This window comes from Syntrophomonas curvata (genome assembly GCF_052976825.1).
This window is the reverse complement of sequence record NZ_CM129641.1, coordinates 3159228-3176641: the sequence shown is the minus strand read 5'-3', so window position 1 is coordinate 3176641 and position 17414 is coordinate 3159228. Positions and strand designations below refer to the sequence as shown.

The 17414-nt window shown below is 47.7% G+C and carries 20 protein-coding genes; 14 read left to right on the top strand and 6 right to left on the bottom strand.

The genetic code is table 11. The features are described from left to right. Positions 1-4: 4 nt before the first annotated feature. Positions 5-607, bottom strand: a complete 603-nt coding sequence (locus tag ACU70B_RS14790; RefSeq protein ID WP_447184278.1) for a hypothetical protein — start codon at positions 605-607, stop codon at positions 5-7. A 216-nt stretch (positions 608-823) separates the two neighbouring features. Here ACU70B_RS14790 and ACU70B_RS14785 point away from each other — a divergent pair, with 216 nt between their 5' ends. Genes ACU70B_RS14785 through ACU70B_RS14775 form a run of 3 tightly spaced genes read left to right on the top strand, consistent with a single transcriptional unit; the run spans position 824 to position 2255 of the window. Next, complete coding sequence (locus tag ACU70B_RS14785; RefSeq protein ID WP_447184277.1) at positions 824-1330, top strand: phage holin family protein; 507 nt, start codon at positions 824-826, stop codon at positions 1328-1330. A 10-nt stretch (positions 1331-1340) separates the two neighbouring features. Beyond that, positions 1341-2027, top strand: a complete 687-nt coding sequence (locus ACU70B_RS14780) for an N-acetylmuramoyl-L-alanine amidase (RefSeq protein WP_447185793.1) — start codon at positions 1341-1343, stop codon at positions 2025-2027. A gap of 9 nt (positions 2028-2036) precedes the next feature. After that, the gene (locus ACU70B_RS14775) at positions 2037-2255 is read left to right on the top strand and encodes a hypothetical protein (protein WP_447184276.1); all 219 of its coding nucleotides are present in this window, start codon (positions 2037-2039) and stop codon (positions 2253-2255) included. 488 nt (positions 2256-2743) lie between these two features. Here ACU70B_RS14775 and ACU70B_RS14770 read toward each other — a convergent pair whose 3' ends face one another. Beyond that, positions 2744-3370 carry a LexA family protein gene (locus tag ACU70B_RS14770; RefSeq protein ID WP_447184275.1) on the bottom strand — a complete coding sequence of 209 codons (627 nt, stop codon included), beginning with the start codon at positions 3368-3370 and terminating at the stop codon, positions 2744-2746. Between the two features lie 478 nt (positions 3371-3848). On the opposite strand from ACU70B_RS14770, the gene ACU70B_RS14765 reads away from it, so the two are divergent. The 11 genes from ACU70B_RS14765 to ACU70B_RS14715 all read left to right on the top strand — a co-directional run bounded on the left by ACU70B_RS14765 (position 3849) and on the right by ACU70B_RS14715 (position 11210). Next, positions 3849-4244, top strand: a complete 396-nt coding sequence (locus ACU70B_RS14765) for a hypothetical protein (RefSeq protein ID WP_447184274.1) — start codon at positions 3849-3851, stop codon at positions 4242-4244. A 144-nt stretch (positions 4245-4388) separates the two neighbouring features. Then, positions 4389-4772: a DUF3168 domain-containing protein gene (locus ACU70B_RS14760; RefSeq protein ID WP_447184273.1), complete on the top strand. Its 384-nt coding sequence runs from the start codon at positions 4389-4391 to the stop codon at positions 4770-4772. A 22-nt stretch (positions 4773-4794) separates the two neighbouring features. After that, positions 4795-5193: a phage tail tube protein gene (locus tag ACU70B_RS14755; protein ID WP_447184272.1), complete on the top strand. Its 399-nt coding sequence runs from the start codon at positions 4795-4797 to the stop codon at positions 5191-5193. A 12-nt stretch (positions 5194-5205) separates the two neighbouring features. After that, on the top strand, positions 5206-5544 hold the full coding sequence (locus ACU70B_RS14750) for a hypothetical protein (RefSeq protein ID WP_447184271.1): 339 nt from the start codon (positions 5206-5208) through the stop codon (positions 5542-5544). A gap of 11 nt (positions 5545-5555) precedes the next feature. Further along, positions 5556-5852: a phage tail assembly protein T gene (locus tag ACU70B_RS14745; protein ID WP_447184270.1), complete on the top strand. Its 297-nt coding sequence runs from the start codon at positions 5556-5558 to the stop codon at positions 5850-5852. A gap of 4 nt (positions 5853-5856) precedes the next feature. Then, positions 5857-7308, top strand: coding sequence for a phage tail protein (locus tag ACU70B_RS14740; protein WP_447184269.1), 1452 nt, complete (start codon positions 5857-5859; stop codon positions 7306-7308). Further along, positions 7305-8954, top strand: a complete 1650-nt coding sequence (locus tag ACU70B_RS14735) for a phage tail family protein (RefSeq protein WP_447184268.1) — start codon at positions 7305-7307, stop codon at positions 8952-8954. The genes ACU70B_RS14740 and ACU70B_RS14735 overlap by 4 nt, the downstream gene beginning before the upstream one ends. A 4-nt stretch (positions 8955-8958) precedes the next feature. Further along, on the top strand, positions 8959-9411 hold the full coding sequence (locus tag ACU70B_RS14730) for a hypothetical protein (RefSeq protein WP_447184267.1): 453 nt from the start codon (positions 8959-8961) through the stop codon (positions 9409-9411). A gap of 11 nt (positions 9412-9422) precedes the next feature. Next, positions 9423-10157: a hypothetical protein gene (locus tag ACU70B_RS14725; RefSeq protein WP_447184266.1), complete on the top strand. Its 735-nt coding sequence runs from the start codon at positions 9423-9425 to the stop codon at positions 10155-10157. Next, on the top strand, positions 10157-10588 hold the full coding sequence (locus ACU70B_RS14720) for a hypothetical protein (RefSeq protein WP_447184265.1): 432 nt from the start codon (positions 10157-10159) through the stop codon (positions 10586-10588). Before ACU70B_RS14725 ends, ACU70B_RS14720 begins: the two co-directional genes overlap by 1 nt. 208 nt (positions 10589-10796) lie before the next feature. Continuing rightward, positions 10797-11210 carry a phage holin family protein gene (locus ACU70B_RS14715; RefSeq protein ID WP_447184264.1) on the top strand — a complete coding sequence of 138 codons (414 nt, stop codon included), beginning with the start codon at positions 10797-10799 and terminating at the stop codon, positions 11208-11210. A gap of 124 nt (positions 11211-11334) precedes the next feature. Here the strand turns inward: ACU70B_RS14715 and clpB are convergent, their stop codons facing one another. From clpB to dnaK, 4 genes are read right to left on the bottom strand one after another with little or no spacing between them, the layout of a single operon-like run. Next, positions 11335-13938, bottom strand: a complete 2604-nt coding sequence (gene clpB, locus ACU70B_RS14710; protein ID WP_447184263.1) for an ATP-dependent chaperone ClpB — start codon at positions 13936-13938, stop codon at positions 11335-11337. Between the two features lie 5 nt (positions 13939-13943). Beyond that, positions 13944-14225, bottom strand: coding sequence for a chaperone modulator CbpM (locus ACU70B_RS14705; RefSeq protein ID WP_447184262.1), 282 nt, complete (start codon positions 14223-14225; stop codon positions 13944-13946). After that, positions 14222-15223: a DnaJ C-terminal domain-containing protein gene (locus ACU70B_RS14700; protein ID WP_447184261.1), complete on the bottom strand. Its 1002-nt coding sequence runs from the start codon at positions 15221-15223 to the stop codon at positions 14222-14224. Before ACU70B_RS14700 ends, ACU70B_RS14705 begins: the two co-directional genes overlap by 4 nt. Before the next feature lie 23 nt (positions 15224-15246). Beyond that, positions 15247-17097, bottom strand: coding sequence for a molecular chaperone DnaK (dnaK, locus tag ACU70B_RS14695; RefSeq protein WP_447184260.1), 1851 nt, complete (start codon positions 17095-17097; stop codon positions 15247-15249). Between the last annotated feature and the right edge of the window lie 317 nt (positions 17098-17414).

The window sequence follows — 17414 nt, the reverse complement described above, 5'->3', positions numbered from 1 at the left end:
AGGTTTAATTCCTCCCCATGGCGTTTCGAATTTGTGTATTGTCTTTCCACCATTCTAGCTGTAGCAGCTGGTCACCCGCGACCTGCGCTATTATGTCTGGAGGGACTTTTAGAGCGGTAAGCAGTTGCCGTTCAGATGCCAAGGCTTCTGCTTCACTTTTTTCAGCAGGAACATTTTTAACTCGGTTTTCTGACTGCTGGATAAAGTGTGTAGTTTCATGGACAAGTATCCGTTCTATATAGTATTGGCTATCTTTATCCTTGTCGTAGCGTTCTCTAAAAACATAAACAGTTCTATTATTGGCTAATGCGCTAATTTTAGTTGATAAATCAGCTAATTCTATATAAACACAATACTTACAAACATCTTCATACTGCTCTGGTGAAACCTTCTTAATGGTAGCCAGGGCATTTTTTACGTCCTTCTGGAACTCATAAGGGCCCTGGATGTACGGTTCTTTGTGCACATAGTGATGCAAATAGGCTTGAGGAGGTGGAGCAAGGTCACGCTTAATCATGAGGTAGTACCTGGACCCGTAATAGGTTACCAGGTACACTGCTGCCAGCAGTAAGGCGAACCGGAAGAGTTTTTTAATTTTATCCGGCATCAGTACCATCCCCTTACTGTTATTATATTACATTGCCGGCAGTTGCAACCATAAAAATAGGAGGTTGATAAAACCCGGAAAAAACTGCGAATAATCGAGTTCCGACTGATGGTATATTAGTATATATCACTGGAGGTGGTAAAAATATAAAAGCCGCTCTAAATGGCCAAGCGCTTGGAATTTGGACGGCTATTTTTATGGATTGGAGGAGAGGGGATGTCCTATGCGATAACCATAATCGGAAAACTAGGGGATGCACTTTCTAACCCGTTGGCCTGGCTGGCGGGTTTTGGTTTGGCCGTGCTGGGCTACCTGTTGGGGGAGCCGGGAGCAGCATTTTATGCCTTGTGGACAGCAGTGGCCATGGACTTATTGTCCCGGCTTATATCGGAATCAGTCCAGCACGGCGGATTCTGGAAAGCTATCAGAGAAGGGCATATACAATCAGACAAAGCACTGGCCGGGGCAAAGGTGAAGATCCCGGCCTATTTTATTATGTGCGTTTTCGCCGCACAAACTATGCATTTTCCCTATGAATATGCCTATGTGGCCAGCTCCATCATTTACGGCATTTTCTTTTTTGTGGAGCTGGAATCCACCTGTGAAAACTTCATTGAGGCCGGGGTAGAAGAATTTAGCTGGCTGAAACGCTTTAGCAAACGGAAACTGGAGCAGATGGTGGAGGACGGGGAGAATAGCGGCAGCAATGAGCCGCTGATTTAAAGGGGTGAGGATATTGAATATTCAGTGGGCAGGCACGCCGAACTATACGCCTGGCCGCCAATGCCGGAAGATAATTGCCATTGTAGACCACATTACAGCTGGTTTAATGCCCGGCTGCTTGTCCTGGATGCGGAATCCGGCAGCCAAGGCCAGCGCGCACTATCTGATTACCCGGGCTGGAGTCATATACCAGCTGGTGAAAGAAGCGGATGCCGCCTGGCACGCCGGGGAGGTTAAACGGCCTTCCTGGAGGCTCTACGACGGTACTAATCCTAACAGGTATACCATTGGCATAGAGCATGAGGGAAAGGCCGGGGACGCGCTTACAGAAGCACAGTATCAGGCTACCCTATGGCTGCATCGGCAGCTGGTGCAGAAGTACGGCATCCCGGCAGATCAGGACTATATCATAGGACACTATCGGATTGACAGTGTGAATCGGCCTAATTGCCCCGGGTCCGGATTCCCCTGGGGCAGGTTGTTCGCGGACTTAAAAGGAGGAAATGAGGATATGAAAGTAGGCATGGAGATACCGGAAGTAAAGGTAACTATGCAGGGGAAGGTTGCAGAAAAATCTGTGATTCTAACCGTGGACGGCAAAGACACCACATATATTCCCGCTGTGGTGCTCAGGGAGCATGGATATGTAGTCAGCTGGGATGCGGCTACGTCAAGCGTTACAATCAAGAAAGGATAGGTGAGAGATATGAAAATCAACTGGGCAAGGAAACTCAGCAGCCGCAAATTTTGGGCCCTGGCCGCCGGCCTGGCCACGTCGGTTCTGGTATTGGCGAAGGTAGATGAAAATACGACTGCTCAGGTCGTGGCCGTGATTGGGGCCTTTGGATCGGTAGTGGCCTACATGCTGGCCGAGGCATATGTGGATGGGCAGGCGGTAGGAAGTGAGGATGAGGAGGACGGATGACAGAGCACAATAGACGAAAAAAGAGGCTATCTTTTATAGCCTCTTTAAGCTCTTAATATAAGTGGCGGAGAAGGGATTTTAACTAGGGTTTTCAGACTTTTTTTGACCTCCGGATTTAATAAAATAATTAACTAATTTGGGTTAACTAACTGAGCTTGACCGACTCAAACTAATTTGGATTAATTAACTTGAATTAACTAACTGGTTTACTAAAAGGGTTAAAACTACCTAACCAAAATATCTTATTTCTCCGCCACTTGAGAATATTATATTTTTCTGTGCGGCATTGTCAATAGTTTTTCAAATTTTTTTTATTTTTATAGCCGGGGTTTACGCCCCGGCTTAAAATACACGCTACACAGTAACTACACAGTGTACCTCCAAATATCGGTCGTTAAACGACTTTAATAGGGTTTAAAAGCCCTTGTGATTATCGTAGAAATGCGGTAAGACAGGGGCTTTTCTTTGCCACTAGGTTTCAACTCCGCTTATTTCTTTCTTCTTAATTCCACTACTACTCCTAATATGCTTACCGGCAAATACTTCACTTCCTCATTTGTGAATTTCTTTTTACCATACATTGGATTGATAGCCTCTAATTCAAGACCGTCCTCGTATATGCGGACTTTTTTAAGTGTAGCATCTGTATCATTGACCATTACCGCACAATCATCTCCCGATTCGCAACAGGATTGTTTACGAACGATAACAATATCTCCGTCTAAATATTCAGGGAACATACTGTCTCCTTTAACCAAAAGCCCGAAATACTGCCTCTGGCCGTGAGTCCATCCTTCTGGGATATCAATATATTCTATGATATCCTCTACAGCTTCTATGGCTACCCCGGCAGGAATAGAGCCGAGGACAGGGATGTGAGCAGTTTTTTCTGACAACGGCACCGGGACTACATTTGATTCCCAGCCCATCAAGTAACCGGGAGTAACTTGCAAAACTTCGGCCAATTTCTGGATTTTATCTCTCCTCATATTGGCAATATAACCTGACTCCCACTTTTTCACGGTGCTTTTACCGACGCCTACATAGTTGCCTATTTCTTCATATGTGAGTTTTAATTTTCCCCGTTGGGTTTTGATAATGTCCTTCATATCCATGCACAATCACCTCTTATCTTGTTATTATATTAACACTGTGTCTTATATGCAACGTTAATATCCATTATGCATAAAAAAGTTTCTTAAAGGCTATTGACTTGACTTTTGGCATGCAATATTATGGTGTCATAAAAGAAACCAAAGGGGAGGTAACTTTGAATGGATGCTGATCGTTTAAGAGACGAAAATGGTTTAAAAAGATTACTATCGCCATGCTATGCGAGCATTAAAGCCAAGTAGAACCGCTTCTCACCGTGAATGTTGGTGAAACAGAACAGATTGCCGCCTAGATTGACATGAATTTACCTAGAGCTATTTTTTACGCCTTATGTTTCTTAAAGGACACATTTGCGGTATGGGAAACCTATGCGCGAACCTGGCGGTTACCGTCAACTGGGGATTTTTATATGGGTAGGAAGAGACGGCAAATTAAGAGGCAGTGTTAATGGAATTTACCCTATCAAGGAGGAATTATTGTATGGCTCGGATTCCTGCGGATGTGTGGCGGTTTTGCATGGAACAGATCAAACTGTACCCTTTGCGGTATGGACAATATGAAGAAGAGAAGGCACGAATAGAGAAATCTTTGCTTCGCGCGGTTAGCAGTTTCGACGTAGAACCTTCAAGCGGATTGCCGGTTGAGGAACATATTGAATACTCCTCTGCGCAGTGGCTGGAAGGAAATATCATGAAAATGAACGATGTTATCCGAGGCCTGGAGGAGGAAGAAAAGGCGGTTTTAGAATCGATATGGGAGTTTGGATGGCGCGACAACCAACTTCTTTCCGAAAAGCTTGGTTTTTCTGTACGGACTGTTGCCAATTATAAACATACGCTGGTGAAAAGAGTGGCTGTTCGTTGGGGGATGTTATGAGTTATCCTGCATTATTGTTGCATTTTTTTTAAGGGAAGAGATGCTAGAATAATAAAAGAACATATGTTCTATTTTGAATTTGAAAGGGGGGACTAAAGTGGGCTGAATCACTTCTAAATTAATTTCTAGGATGAGGGTGGCAAGATGAGCTTTGAGACAGATTTACAGGCGAGATTAAGTGGGGATGAAGCAATTTTTGCTTTAGTAGACCACAGGATATTTCCTGCGGTTGCGCCCCCGGAAACCATCAGACCTTACTGCGTTTATCTATTGATAAATAAGTTACAGATCTACAGTCATTCTGGCTGTAGTGCGTTATCGCAGTTTGATGTTCAGATATCCTGTTATGCAGATAGCTATGAACTGGCTAAACAGGTGGCAGTTGCGGTATCGCAGGCTTTGGAATCATGGGCAGGGTCTGAAAAAACCCAATCGGCGTTTCAGATCAAGGAACAGGACCTCTACGAGAAAGAAACGCAGTCCTATCAGGTACAAGTTGTATTTTCAATCATTTATAACGAGATATAACGAGATATAAGGAGGAATTATTATGGCACAATCAGCATTTGGAACTACTTTGAAGAAAGGCACTGCTCCGATTGCGGAACTTACGAAGATCAGCGGACCAGCTATGGTGGCTGATACGATCGACGTTACTTCTCATACCAGCACTGATGGTTATCGGGAATTTGTGCAAGGTCTGAAAGACGGTGGAGAAGTTTCGTTGGAAGGCCATTTCAGCAATGAAATTGGACAGCAGGCACTATATACGGACTTCAATGCAGGTAGCAGCAATTCATATGTGATTACTTTCCCGGGTACTCCGGCTGTTACCTGGACTTTTGAAGCGATTGTCTCTGCTCTGAGCACAGATGCTCCTTTTGATGGAGTCCTGTCTTTTACAGCTACGTTAAAAGTTACCGGTAAGCCAGTACTTGCTTCGGTCTAAGGAGGTTTTTTTATGAATAAAGCTGCTCCTACAGTAATAATACCTTTGGACAAGGAACGAACATTTAAACTGGACTTTAAAGCTTTTATGGCTTTTGAAAAGATAAGCGGCAAAAATGTGCTGGCGGCTGGTGTTTGGCAGGATATGAAGGCTTCGGATATCGTTACCCTGCTCTGGGCTGGATTATTGCACGAAGAGCCTGCTTTGACTCCAGAGCAGGTTGCGGAGCTCATTCATCCTGGCAATTTTCAAGAGGTCGTAAATGCCATACAGCAGGTGTTTCAACTGAGTATGCCGGACAGCGGAGGAAATGATGAAAGCCCTTTAGCAACCAACCGCCCACGTGGTTAGATTTATGGGCTGTGGGGCGGTATGATTTACGATTGAGCGAACCGGAATTTTGGGCTCTTACCCCGGCGCAGTTTTTAGCGCTTTTGGAAAGGAATCACTTGCAGGAGGAGCGTTCTTTGTACGGTGCCGCAATGGTCTGCAGTACTATAGCGAATGCCAATCGTGATCCTAGAAAACGGATTAAGCCATATAGCCCGCTTGATTTTCTTCCTGCTAAGAAAGATAAAGGTGTGCAAACGCTGGAGGAGCAGCTTGAAACGGTGGCAGCAATAAATGCCGCTCTAGGAGGAAGCGACGAAAGGTGGTGACAGGATGAGCGCGGATCAGCTTACGATAGTATTGGAAATCGACTCACGTAAATTTCAGAATGGCCTCAATAAAGCAATGGCTACATTGCAGAATGTACAACGGGATTTCGTTAAGATCGCCAAAAACATGGCGATCGGGTTCCAGGGAGAAATCGAAAAGTCCGTATCTGCGATGGAGGAGGCCTGTACAACTTATACTCAACTAGGGGATAAAATGGCCAAAGCTGTCACTCTGCCGCCTGGTTCTTCAGATGGAGGCTTGAACGACAAAGGGGCGGCTATTGATACAGTACAGGGAAAATTTGCTTCTTTAAGCTCTTCATTAAACGAGACCGGGATAGCCCTTGCCGGGATTGGCGGCCTTTTAGGCGTGTTGGAGCCAATCGGTGAACAGTTCAATATTGAAGGATTAGCTGGTATGGGCAGTACCTTGGTTGGTATGGGGGAAACACTGGCCCTGGTTTCTGAAGGGGTTTCCGGTTTGGGAACGGCTTTCGCCATTCTCAGTGGGCCGGTGGGACTTATTATCGCAGCTTTGGCTGTTTTAGCTTTAGCTATTTATGAGCTGTGGAATAATAATGAGGTTTTCCGAGAAGGCGTACTAACTGCTTGGGCCAGCATCCAAGCTTCTATTCAATCGGCAATCACTAACATTACTGCATTTTGGCAGCAATGGGGCCCTATGATTATAGGAATAATAACCCCGATCTGGGAAGGTATCAAAACGATAATTTCTACTGCTATCCAAGTAATCATGGGCATTATTTCTCTGTTGCTTAATGTAATGACTGGAAACTGGGAAGGCGCCAAAGAAAGTGTTTTGGGTATTGTCCAAGCTCTTCATGATGGAGTTGCTGGTATTGTCCAATCGCTGGTTGATTTCTTGGGAGGCCTGTGGATCTTAATTAGCGAGGCGGCCAGTGCTGCTTGGAACGGTATCAAAGACGCAGCCCTAATTGCTTGGGACAATCTCAAAAAGGATACAACAACCAAGTTAACTGAACTGGAAACCTTTTTAACTGTTACCTGGAATAGAATTATCACCTGGGCAACCACTAAATGGACTGAATTCAAGGATTCTTTCCTGAATATATGGGCAGCGGTTGTAAGCGGAGTTAAAGGCTATGTAAATGGGATCATCGGCATGATAAACAGGCTTATTGACGCCTTTAACAGCATACAGGTGGAAATCCCGGATTGGATACCGGGACCTTTTGCGGGACAGAAGTTTGGCATTAACCTGCCGCATGTTCCGCAACTGGCAGAAGGAGGTATCGTTACCCGGGCCACTCTGGCCTTGATTGGTGAAACCGGTCCTGAAGCCGTTATACCTCTGAATGACATTTTTACGGGGTATGGAGGAAGTGTTACATTCAATATCAGTGGTCCGGATCCTGAAGAAGTAGTGAATCTCATACAGAGGAAACTGCTCAGAGTGGGGGTTAGAGAGTTATGATGGACATTAATTTCACCATAGCAGGCTTTGACCGTACGGGAGATGTCAGCGTTGACTGGTCCATCGAACAGGTATTGACCCATGAAGAAGACGCTTGTTCATTGTTGATCATCTCCGGGGAGAAGCCGGCAGCGGGCGAAGAACTTGTTATCACTTATGGTACGGATAAGCTTTTTGCGGGCATTATTGATACGGTGAAAGAAGATTATAAAACCGGTAAGATTACTTTTTATAAATGTTCAGCCAGGGATTACTCTTATTTGATCGATAAACGGCTGGTGGTGGAAACGTACCAGAACCAGAGTGCAGATAATATTTTTAAAGATATTGCCGCCAAGTATGCATGGGGTTTCTCTGACAGCCATGTGGAACCTGGAGCACCGCAGGTAGAAAGAATATCCTTTAACTATAAGCGGCCGTCGGATTGTTTTAAAGAGCTGTGTGAATACGTAGGCTGGGATTGGTTTGTGGATTACAATAAGGATCTGCATTTTTTCAACCCGGCCAAATTAGCGGAACAAGCTCCGATAGTCGTTGATAATGGGTCGAAAGTTAGAAAAATAAAACACGATATTGATACCGCTACACTTCGTAACAGGGTATATGTCCTTGGCAGTACGATGCTGTCTGATCCGCAGACGGTGCAATGGAAAGCGGATGGCGTGGCCAGAATATGGACTCTGCCCTGGAATCCACATGAAATGAGCCTGACCGTAGGAGAAATCACCAAGACGGTAGGAATTGAAAATGTCCATGAAGAAGCTGACTATGACTACCTTTTGAATTCCAAGGAAAAATACCTGCGCTGTTCCGAACAGACGACGACTCCTGTTGAAGGTACAACCATGAGCCTGATCGCTAAGCAGGACATTGATGTGATAACGATGGTGGAAGACCTGGAATCACAGGCTGCTATAGCGCTGGTACAGGGAGGAGATGGAGTATATGAGCACTCCGTCGCAGATGATTCACTGACTACGATAGAGGCGGCAGAGGCTGCAGGAATGGCGGACCTGCGCCAACATGCCAATCCCCGGGTAAAGGGCAGTTTTGAGACAGAGGTCTCGGGTTGGCAGCCAGGGCAATTGGTTGACATCCGTATTCCTGATAAAAACCTATATGGAACTTATCTGGTGCAAAAGGTAACTATTTCTCCGGTGGCCTCGGATATGTTGTCGTATAAGGTGGAGTACGGCGGGCGACTGTTGGGGATAGCGGATTTTTTGAAAGCCTTAGTCAGCTCGCAGCAGAATAAGAAAATGAGTGAGACGACTATACTGCATAAATTTGCGTATGGTACTGATCAAGCATTAGCAAGGGATGAACTGGAAACCAATCTGAGGACGCCGCCATGGGAAGTGGAGGGGAGCCAGGAATTTAAGATGGATGGAAGCCAATACGAATTTACTACCATTGGTTCCCTGCTTTCTTTATCTTACCCCGGGTTCTGGTCTAACTCGGAATATCAAACCAGCATGGATAGTCTAAGCTGGACAGATTGGAAGACAATATCAGACATTAAGGCAATTCAAATCCCTTACCCGGGATATGTCCGCCTCAAGGCAGGCGGGCAAACCCAAATCTATAATTGGAAAAGACCGCTTGCGGAAACAGACGCCGTATGTGGCTTTGTGTTTGTGGGGTGATTTAATGCAGACAAATATTGAAAAAATGCAGGTGAAAGGGGAGTGGTTGTTCTTTCTTGACCGGCAACTCGTTTATCAAGGTGACAACCTTATTACTCAGGCGGGGCTGAACTTCTTGGCTGGAATTTTAGCTGGGAATAATGCCGACGTGCCGATCCACCTGGCGCTAGGAACAGGCACGGGCGCGCCAGCTTTAACCGACACAAAGTTAAAGACCGAAGGGCTGCGGAAAATTATAGCATCCAACGCGCAGCAGAACAATATAGTACGGCTTCGGACGTTCTTTTTGCCTGCAGAGGCGAATGGTGATTGGAAAGAGTTTGGCCTATTTTTATCCGGTACCGACATGCCGAATAGCGGAACATTATTTAACCGCATTACGCCTCCGGGCGGCGTATCAAAGGTAGCGAACCAAGTGTTATCTGTTGAAGTCAGAGTAACATTTACAGCGGGTTAGGGGGTGATATTTTGAGTTTATATGCATTTAAAGCAGGTACAACCGTATTAGATGAAGCAACGATGAATAGTTTGATTTCCCTGCAACCATTTCAGCTTATCTATGAGGGACTTCAGAGTGCCTCAAAAATAGGATCAGGGGTGGTAGAGAATAGTATCGCCGATTATTCTTACTGTACCCGGTTCACGTTGACCGGAAGCACTGAAATAGGCCGTGTGGAGCTGGAGATTGACCGGGACGGTTCCGGATCCGATCTGATAGTGCAGATCAGGAGCGGTATGGACCCGGCCAATGGGGTGGACGGTACCCTGCTCAAGCAGGTGGTCGTGCCGAAGGAATTTCTTCCCGATCCAAAAGCCTACTGGTCCGTACCTATCGGCCTATCCGGGCTGACTTCGGGAGGAATTTACTGGCTGGTGGTGCTTAGGGCCGGGGATGCAACCAACCGCTTGGATTGGATGGGAGAGTCCAGTCAGGATGGCAATTATCCGGCTTATCGGAGAGCAGGAGATACCGGCGCCTGGTCGGCAGCCTACGCCCTGCATTTTCGGGTGTATTCCGGGGAATCTGGCGAACTGATACACTGCATCTATGCTGGGACGGGCTACACAACCATACTTTATAGCGGAGAAATCATATCAAAAGTTTACCGATATCTACCGCCCTCAGATGAACCAGACGGAGGTATTAGAGACGTTATCACTTTTGCTTGGTTTGGAGAGTATTTGAAGGGAGGGATGATGTAATGTTCGGACTAAACGAAGCCCTAATGTCTTTTATCAGGCGGCAGGTGGGGTTGAGGACAGATGCCGCAAGTGCAAGCGGAAGCCTGCACGCTAAAGTAAAAGAGGCAAGAGATAATATACTAGCTGATACTTTGGCAATTAGAAACCTAATAGGCTCACCTTCACATTCACGGGCAAATAACACTGTAATGGGATGGCTGGCAAGTCCCATTAAATCTATCCAGCGAGGGGTAATTAATATAAGTACCAGCGGATACTCCGCAACCGCTACAATATCTTCAGTGAATCCGGCAAAAAGCATTATTAATTATTTGGGTTACACTGGAAATGAAGAAGTCCGGCTAGAGTTAACAAATAGTACAACTGTGACAGCTTACAGGGGTGGTTCGAATATTGTTACGGTTGGTTATGAGGTAATCGAATTTTATTAAAGGAGTGATTTGTAGTGATAGCCTACGATGCTTAACTTGATGAGAAAGGTATTGTTTGCGCCGTTACACAGGCAGATGGGAAAATGATTGAGATTGAATTGTTGTATACCTCGTTGCTTGGCAAAAGGTACAACCCGGAAATTAGGCAATTTTAAGACGTAGAACAGCCGCCCGAATAGGGGCGGCTGTTCTATTTGGAGGTGGAATAATGGATTGGACGCAATTAAAGACTGCGGTGGGGCTGATGTCGGCTGTTGTAACCGGTGCAATCGCACAGGTGTTAGGGGGGTGGGATATGTGGTTGCAGGCCTTGGTACTCTTTGTAGTCCTGGACTATATTACCGGGCTGATGGCAGCCGCTATAGAAAAGAAACTCCGTAGTGAGGTAGGGTTCCGGGGCGTGATGAAAAAGGTCTTTATATTCTGTCTGGTGGCCGTGGCTTTCCAGGCAGATATGCTGCTGGGAACTGAAATCATCCGAGTGGCCGTGATAGGCTTCTACCTGGGCACGGAGGGGCTCTCCATCCTGGAGAATGCCGGCCGGGCAGGATTGCCTTTACCGGAAGCTTTACGGAACGCCTTAATCCAGGTCAAGGGGAGTGGAAAGAAGGTGGGAGCATGAGAATTGGAACGACCCCCCGGGCATGGTGGACGCGATTTCGAACGATAGGGCCAACCAGGCTGTAAGAAAAAGAGGTGGCCTTTTTTGACGCTCTGAGGCGGAGCATAAACTCCGCCTTACTTTGTTACACTTTTTTCTCTACCTTAACCAACAGCTGCTCTGCTTCCGCACTCAGGGTCACGGTATCGCCCGGCTCAATTTCTCCCTTTATGATATGCCTGGACAGCATGGTTTCGATTTCGTGTTGAACCAGCCGCTTCAGCGGGCGGGCTCCGTATGCCGGGTCATAGCCTTTTTGGGCCATGTATTCCAGGGCTTCATTATCCCAGCGCAGGTTGGCCCCGATATTTTTACGAAAGCGTAAGGCCAGATTTTTCAGCAGTATCTCGGCGATGGCTTTTATCTGCTCTTTGTCCAGGGCGTGAAATACGATGATTTCATCGATCCGGTTCAGGAATTCGGGGCGGAAATAACCTTTTAACATTTCGCTTACCCGCGTTTTCATCTGGTCAAAGTCGCCGCCCTGGTGCTGGAATTCCAGTATTTGATGACTGCCGATGTTGGAAGTCATAATGATAATGGTATTGCGAAAGTCCACGGTTCGCCCTTTACCGTCAGTCAAACGGCCGTCGTCCAGAATCTGCAGCAACAAGTTAAACACATCGTTATGCGCTTTTTCGATTTCATCAAACAGGATTACGGTGTAAGGCTTGCGCCGCACGGCTTCTGTAAGCTGGCCGCCTTCATCATAACCCACATAGCCGGGAGGAGCGCCTATCAAACGGGCAATACTGTGTTTTTCCATGTACTCGGACATGTCAATTCTGATCATGCTGCGTTCATCATCGAAGAGAGCCTCGGCCAGGGCTTTGCCAAGTTCGGTTTTTCCCACTCCGGTCGGGCCCAGGAAAATAAAACTGCCTACCGGGCGATGCGGGTCTTTAAGTCCGGACCGCGACCTCAATACTGCGTCAACTACTGCTTCCACCGCTTCATCTTGCCCGACTACCCGCTGATGCAGGATTTCACTTAAGTTAAGCAGTTTTTCCCGCTCTCCGGCCAGCAAACGGCTGACCTGTATCCCGGTCCAGCGGCTGACTACCCGGGCAATATCCTCTTCATCCACTTCTTCTTTTAAGAGCAGATTCCCCTTCTGTTTGTCGGCCAGGTGTTCTTCCTCCGCTTTCAGCTTGCGTTCCAGGTCGTTTAAACGTCCATATTTCAGTTCGGCGATGCGATTCAGGTCGTATTCCCGTTCAGCCCTTTCCATCTCGGTGCGGCATTCATCCATTTCCTTTTTGATGTTTTGCATCCTTAATATGGATTGTTTCTCTGCCTGCCACCGGGCCTGCATGGCGGCTGATTCACTCTTTAAATCCTGCAGTTCTTTAAGCAGGTTATTCAGCCGTTCCCGGGAGGCGTTATCTTTCTCCTTTTCCAGGGCGGCGGCTTCTATCTCCAGCTGCATTATCCGTCGGGTAATCTCATCCAGCTCGGCCGGCATGCTGTCAATTTCAGTTCTCAGTTTGGCGCCTGCTTCATCAACCAGGTCAATGGCCTTGTCCGGCAAAAAGCGGTCGGAGATGTAGCGGTCAGACAGTACGGCGGCAGCTACCAGGGCTGCATCCTGAATCCTTACGCCGTGATGGACTTCATAGCGTTCTTTTAATCCCCGCAGGATGGATATGGTGTCCTCCACCGAGGGCTGGTCAACCATTACCGGCTGGAACCGCCTCTCCAGGGCCGGGTCTTTCTCTATATGTTTGCGATACTCATCCAGGGTAGTGGCGCCAATGGCCCGCAACTCTCCCCGGGCCAGCATTGGTTTCAGGAGGTTGCTGGCATCCATAGCCCCTTCGGCTGCTCCTGCTCCCACCACCGTATGCAATTCATCGATAAAAAGGATAATACGGCCATTTGATTCTTCGACTTCTTTCAGTACCGCTTTTAAGCGTTCCTCAAATTCGCCCCGGTATTTAGCGCCGGCAACCAGTGCGCCCATGTCCAGGGCAATACATTGCTTGCCCTTTAAGCCTTCCGGCACATCACCGGCAGTAATACGGCGGGCCAGGCCTTCGACAATAGCGGTTTTGCCTACCCCGGGTTCGCCGATTAAGACCGGATTATTCTTGGTACGACGGGATAATATCTCCATCACCCGGCGGATTTCCTCATCCCGTCCGATAACCGGGTCCAGCTTGCCTTCGGCGGCCATGCGGGTCAAGTCGCGGCCATATTTCTGCAGAGCTTCATAACTGTCTTCCGGGTTGTCGCTGGTTACCCGTTGGGAACCGCGCACGCTGCGCATGGCATTTAACAGGTGTTCCCGGGTCAAACCCAGGCGGGTCAGAAGATCGCGCAGATCATTTTCCCCTTCGGCCATTACAGCCAGCATAAGGTGTTCGACACTTACGAAATCGTCTTTCAAGCTCTGGGCTTCTCTTTCCGCCCGGGCTATAACCCGGGAAACGGTTCCGCTCATATATACGGAACCTTCATAGCCATAAACGCCAGGGATTTTATCGATTAATTTAATTAACCCGTCGCGCAAAGAAGAAATGTCAATCCCGGATTGTTCTAAAAAACGACCGGCAACTCCGCCTTCCTGGTCCAGTAAAGCCAGCAGCAGGTGTTTTCCGCCCACCTCCTGATGATGTTTTTCCGCTGCCAGCTGCTGCGCTTCCGCCAAAGCCTGACGGGATTTTTGAGTTAGTCTTTCTATATTCATGCTTTTCACCTCATTTCTTTTAAGCGGCGGACTTCATCCTCCAGTTCTGCCACCCGATCCAATAAATCAGTAATTAAAATCGCCCCGTTAAGATTGATTCCCAGCGCCTCCCGCAGGCGAATAATCTTGTTCAGGCGCTGCAGGGATTTTTGTTCCACCTGTTCATTGGCTACCTCTATTACTCCCAGTTCTTCCAGCATATCCAGGATTCCGGGGTGAATGGAGAGCCGGGATACGGGCAGCCAATTTTCATCGACGGGATGAATAATTTTAACCAATTTCATCATACGTCCCCCTGCCTTTCATGGATTGCCCTTATCTGGCGATACAGCTTTTTTTCTTCTTCACTAATAACAGGCGAAATATTGATATTTATCTTTATATACTGATCGCCGTTATTTCCTCCGCGGCCCGGCAGGCCTTTGCCTTTAAGCCGGAGTTTTCTGCCATCAGGGGTTCCCGGCGGAATCGTAACATTCAGCGAACGATCCAGGGTGGGAACCGTGATTTTATCCCCCAAAACCGCCTGGTCGGGGCGCAGGGTCAAGATATACTCGATATCTTGACCCTGTACCGTGAACAAATGGTGGGGCAGCAGCTTTACCTTAAGATACAAGTCTCCCTGCGGGCCGCCGCCCATACCCTCTCCTCCCTGTCCTTTAAGGCGGATAGAGCTCCCCTCGGTAACTCCGGCCGGTATTTTTACCTCTATATTACGCAGGGCGGATATGGAACCGGTGCCTCCGCATTGAGTACAGATAGCGCGTCCCCATCTTCCCTGACCATGACACTTGCCGCAGACCTCTCCGGCGGATAGCCGCAGAGATTTATTGCCGCCATGATACGCTTCCTCCAGAGTCAGTTCAATTGCACTCTCCACATCCTGCCCCCGGATGGGCCCATCATAGTAACTGGCCTGCTGGCGATTCCCCGGCTGGCTGCTGAAAACGCTGGCGAAGAAATCGCTGAACCCCTGAAAATCAGCGGGATTAAAATCAGTGCTGTAGTAATAGGTGCTGCCCATATCACCCGGGTCAAATTGGTCGCCATTTCTCCAGTTGCTGCCCAGAGTGTCGTACTTGGCCCGTTTCTCGGCATCACTTAATACCTCGTAAGCTTCGTTGATCTCCTTGAATTTTTCCTCCGCCTGCTCCTTGGCTTTACCGGAGTGGAGGTCAGGATGCCATTTGCGAGCCAGTTTCCGGTACGCCGCTTTTATTTTCTTTTCATCCGCATCACGAGGCACACCCAGGGTCTCGTAATAATCACGAAAGGTTACTGCCATAGCTTCCTGACCCCCTTTTGGTTTTAGTTTTCGTCAAATTCGGCATCAATAACCTCGGAATCACTTGCCGTCGGGCCGCTTTCAGCAGCACTGGCATTTCCCAGTCCCGCCAGAATTTCCTCCAGTTCCTGCACCATAGTCTCAAGCTGGGAGGCAGGCGCTTTTTCTTCCAAGGCCTGGCGCAGATTTTTAATGGCTGCCTCGGCTTTTTCCTTTTCAGCCGATGATACTGCTGCTCCCATGGCTTCCACTTGACGGCTGGCATTATAGCATACCCCGTCAGCGTGATTACGGACTTCAGCTTCCTGCCGTTTTCTGCGGTCTTCCTTACTATACTGCTTGGCATCTTCTATCATACGGTCAATTTCCGCTTTATCCAGATTGGAAGAATTACTGATAGTAACGCTTTGTTCCTTACCGCTGGATTTATCCCGGGCACTGACGGTTAAAATGCCGTTGGCATCAATATCAAAAGTCACTTCAATTTGCGGAACCCCCCTCATAGCGGCAGGAATTCCATCCAGTTTAAACTGCCCCAGGGAACGGTTATCCCGGGCCAACTCTCTTTCTCCCTGCAGGACATGTATATCTACGGCGGGCTGATTATCTTCAGCAGTGGAAAGCACCTCGCTTCTGCGTGCCGGGATAGTGGTATTTCTTTCGATAATCCTGGTCATTATACCCCCCATGGTCTCTACCCCCAGGGAGAGGGGGGTGACATCCAGCAGGACGACATCCTTCACCTGGCCGGACAGAACTCCGGCTTGAATAGCAGCGCCTACCGCTACCACTTCATCCGGGTTTACCCCCATGTTCGGTTCTTTACCGGTTAAATCCTGCACCAGTTTTTGCACCGCCGGAACCCGGGTGGAACCACCCACCAGGATGACCTCCTCAATATCCTGTTTAGTCAGGCGGGCATCTTTTAGAGCGTTTTCCACTGGCAGTCTCAGTTCTTCAACCAAATCATGGATTAAGTCCTCAAACTTGGCCCGGGTCAATTTCATATCCAGGTGTTTGGGACCCTCGGCATCGGCAGTAATAAAGGGCAGGCTTATCTGCGTCTCCATCACACTGGATAATTCAACCTTGGCCTTCTCGGCCGCCTCGGTCAGCCTTTGCAGAGACTGCTTATCCTTGCGCAGGTCGATCCCGTAGTCTTTTTTAAACTCATCGGCCAGCCAGTCTACCACCCGTTTATCAAAATTGTCTCCTCCCAGGTGGGTGTTGCCGTTAGTGGATTTTACCTCAAAAACGCCGTCGCCTACTTCCAGAATAGATACGTCAAAGGTTCCTCCCCCCAGGTCGAAGACCAGGATAGTCTGGTTGTTCTTACTATCCAGGCCATAAGCCAGGGCGGCTGCGGTAGGCTCGTTGATAATGCGCAATACATTTAATCCCGCAATTCTCCCCGCATCCTTGGTAGCCTGGCGCTGGGCGTCATTAAAGTAGGCTGGTACGGTAATTACCACATCAGTAATCTTTTCCCCCATATAACGGGAAGCATCCTCTACCAGCTTGGTCAGCACCATAGCAGATATTTCCTCGGGCGAAACCAGATTGTTATTAACCTTGAAACGAACCGCGTCATCATTACCGGCCGCTACCTTATAAGGAACCAGGGTTCTCTCATCGGCAACCTCCTTAAACCTCCTGCCCATGAATCTTTTCACGGAATAGAAGGTGTTCTCCGGATTAAGTGCCGCCTGCCGTTTGGCGATCTGTCCTACTAACCGATCTTCACCTTTAAAAGCTACTACCGAAGGCGTAGTCCGGGCTCCTTCGGCATTGGCAATAACCTCCGGACTGCCATTATCCATAATTGCAACGGCTGAATTAGTCGTGCCTAAATCAATACCTAAAGCTTTTGTCATTTTAACAACCTCCCTTAATTAAGCCCATTAAAAAAACATTGGTCAAATATGGTCAGATAATCTCTTGTAAGGGTAAAAATTTATATGTCCTGCTGTCTCTGAGTATAATATCTTGATGCTTAATAGTCAATAATAGTCAAAGAATTTTTGATTAAATATCTCACTTCAGCAAGAGAAATAGATATGGGAAAAGAGGTGATATGCCGGTGTAAGGGCCATAGCAGGCCCGGATTTTCCATGGTTAAATAGATTGCAGAGCACTTCTCCTGGCAGGTGTTGAAGAATATCACGACAGCAGTTAGAATAATAGTGGATAC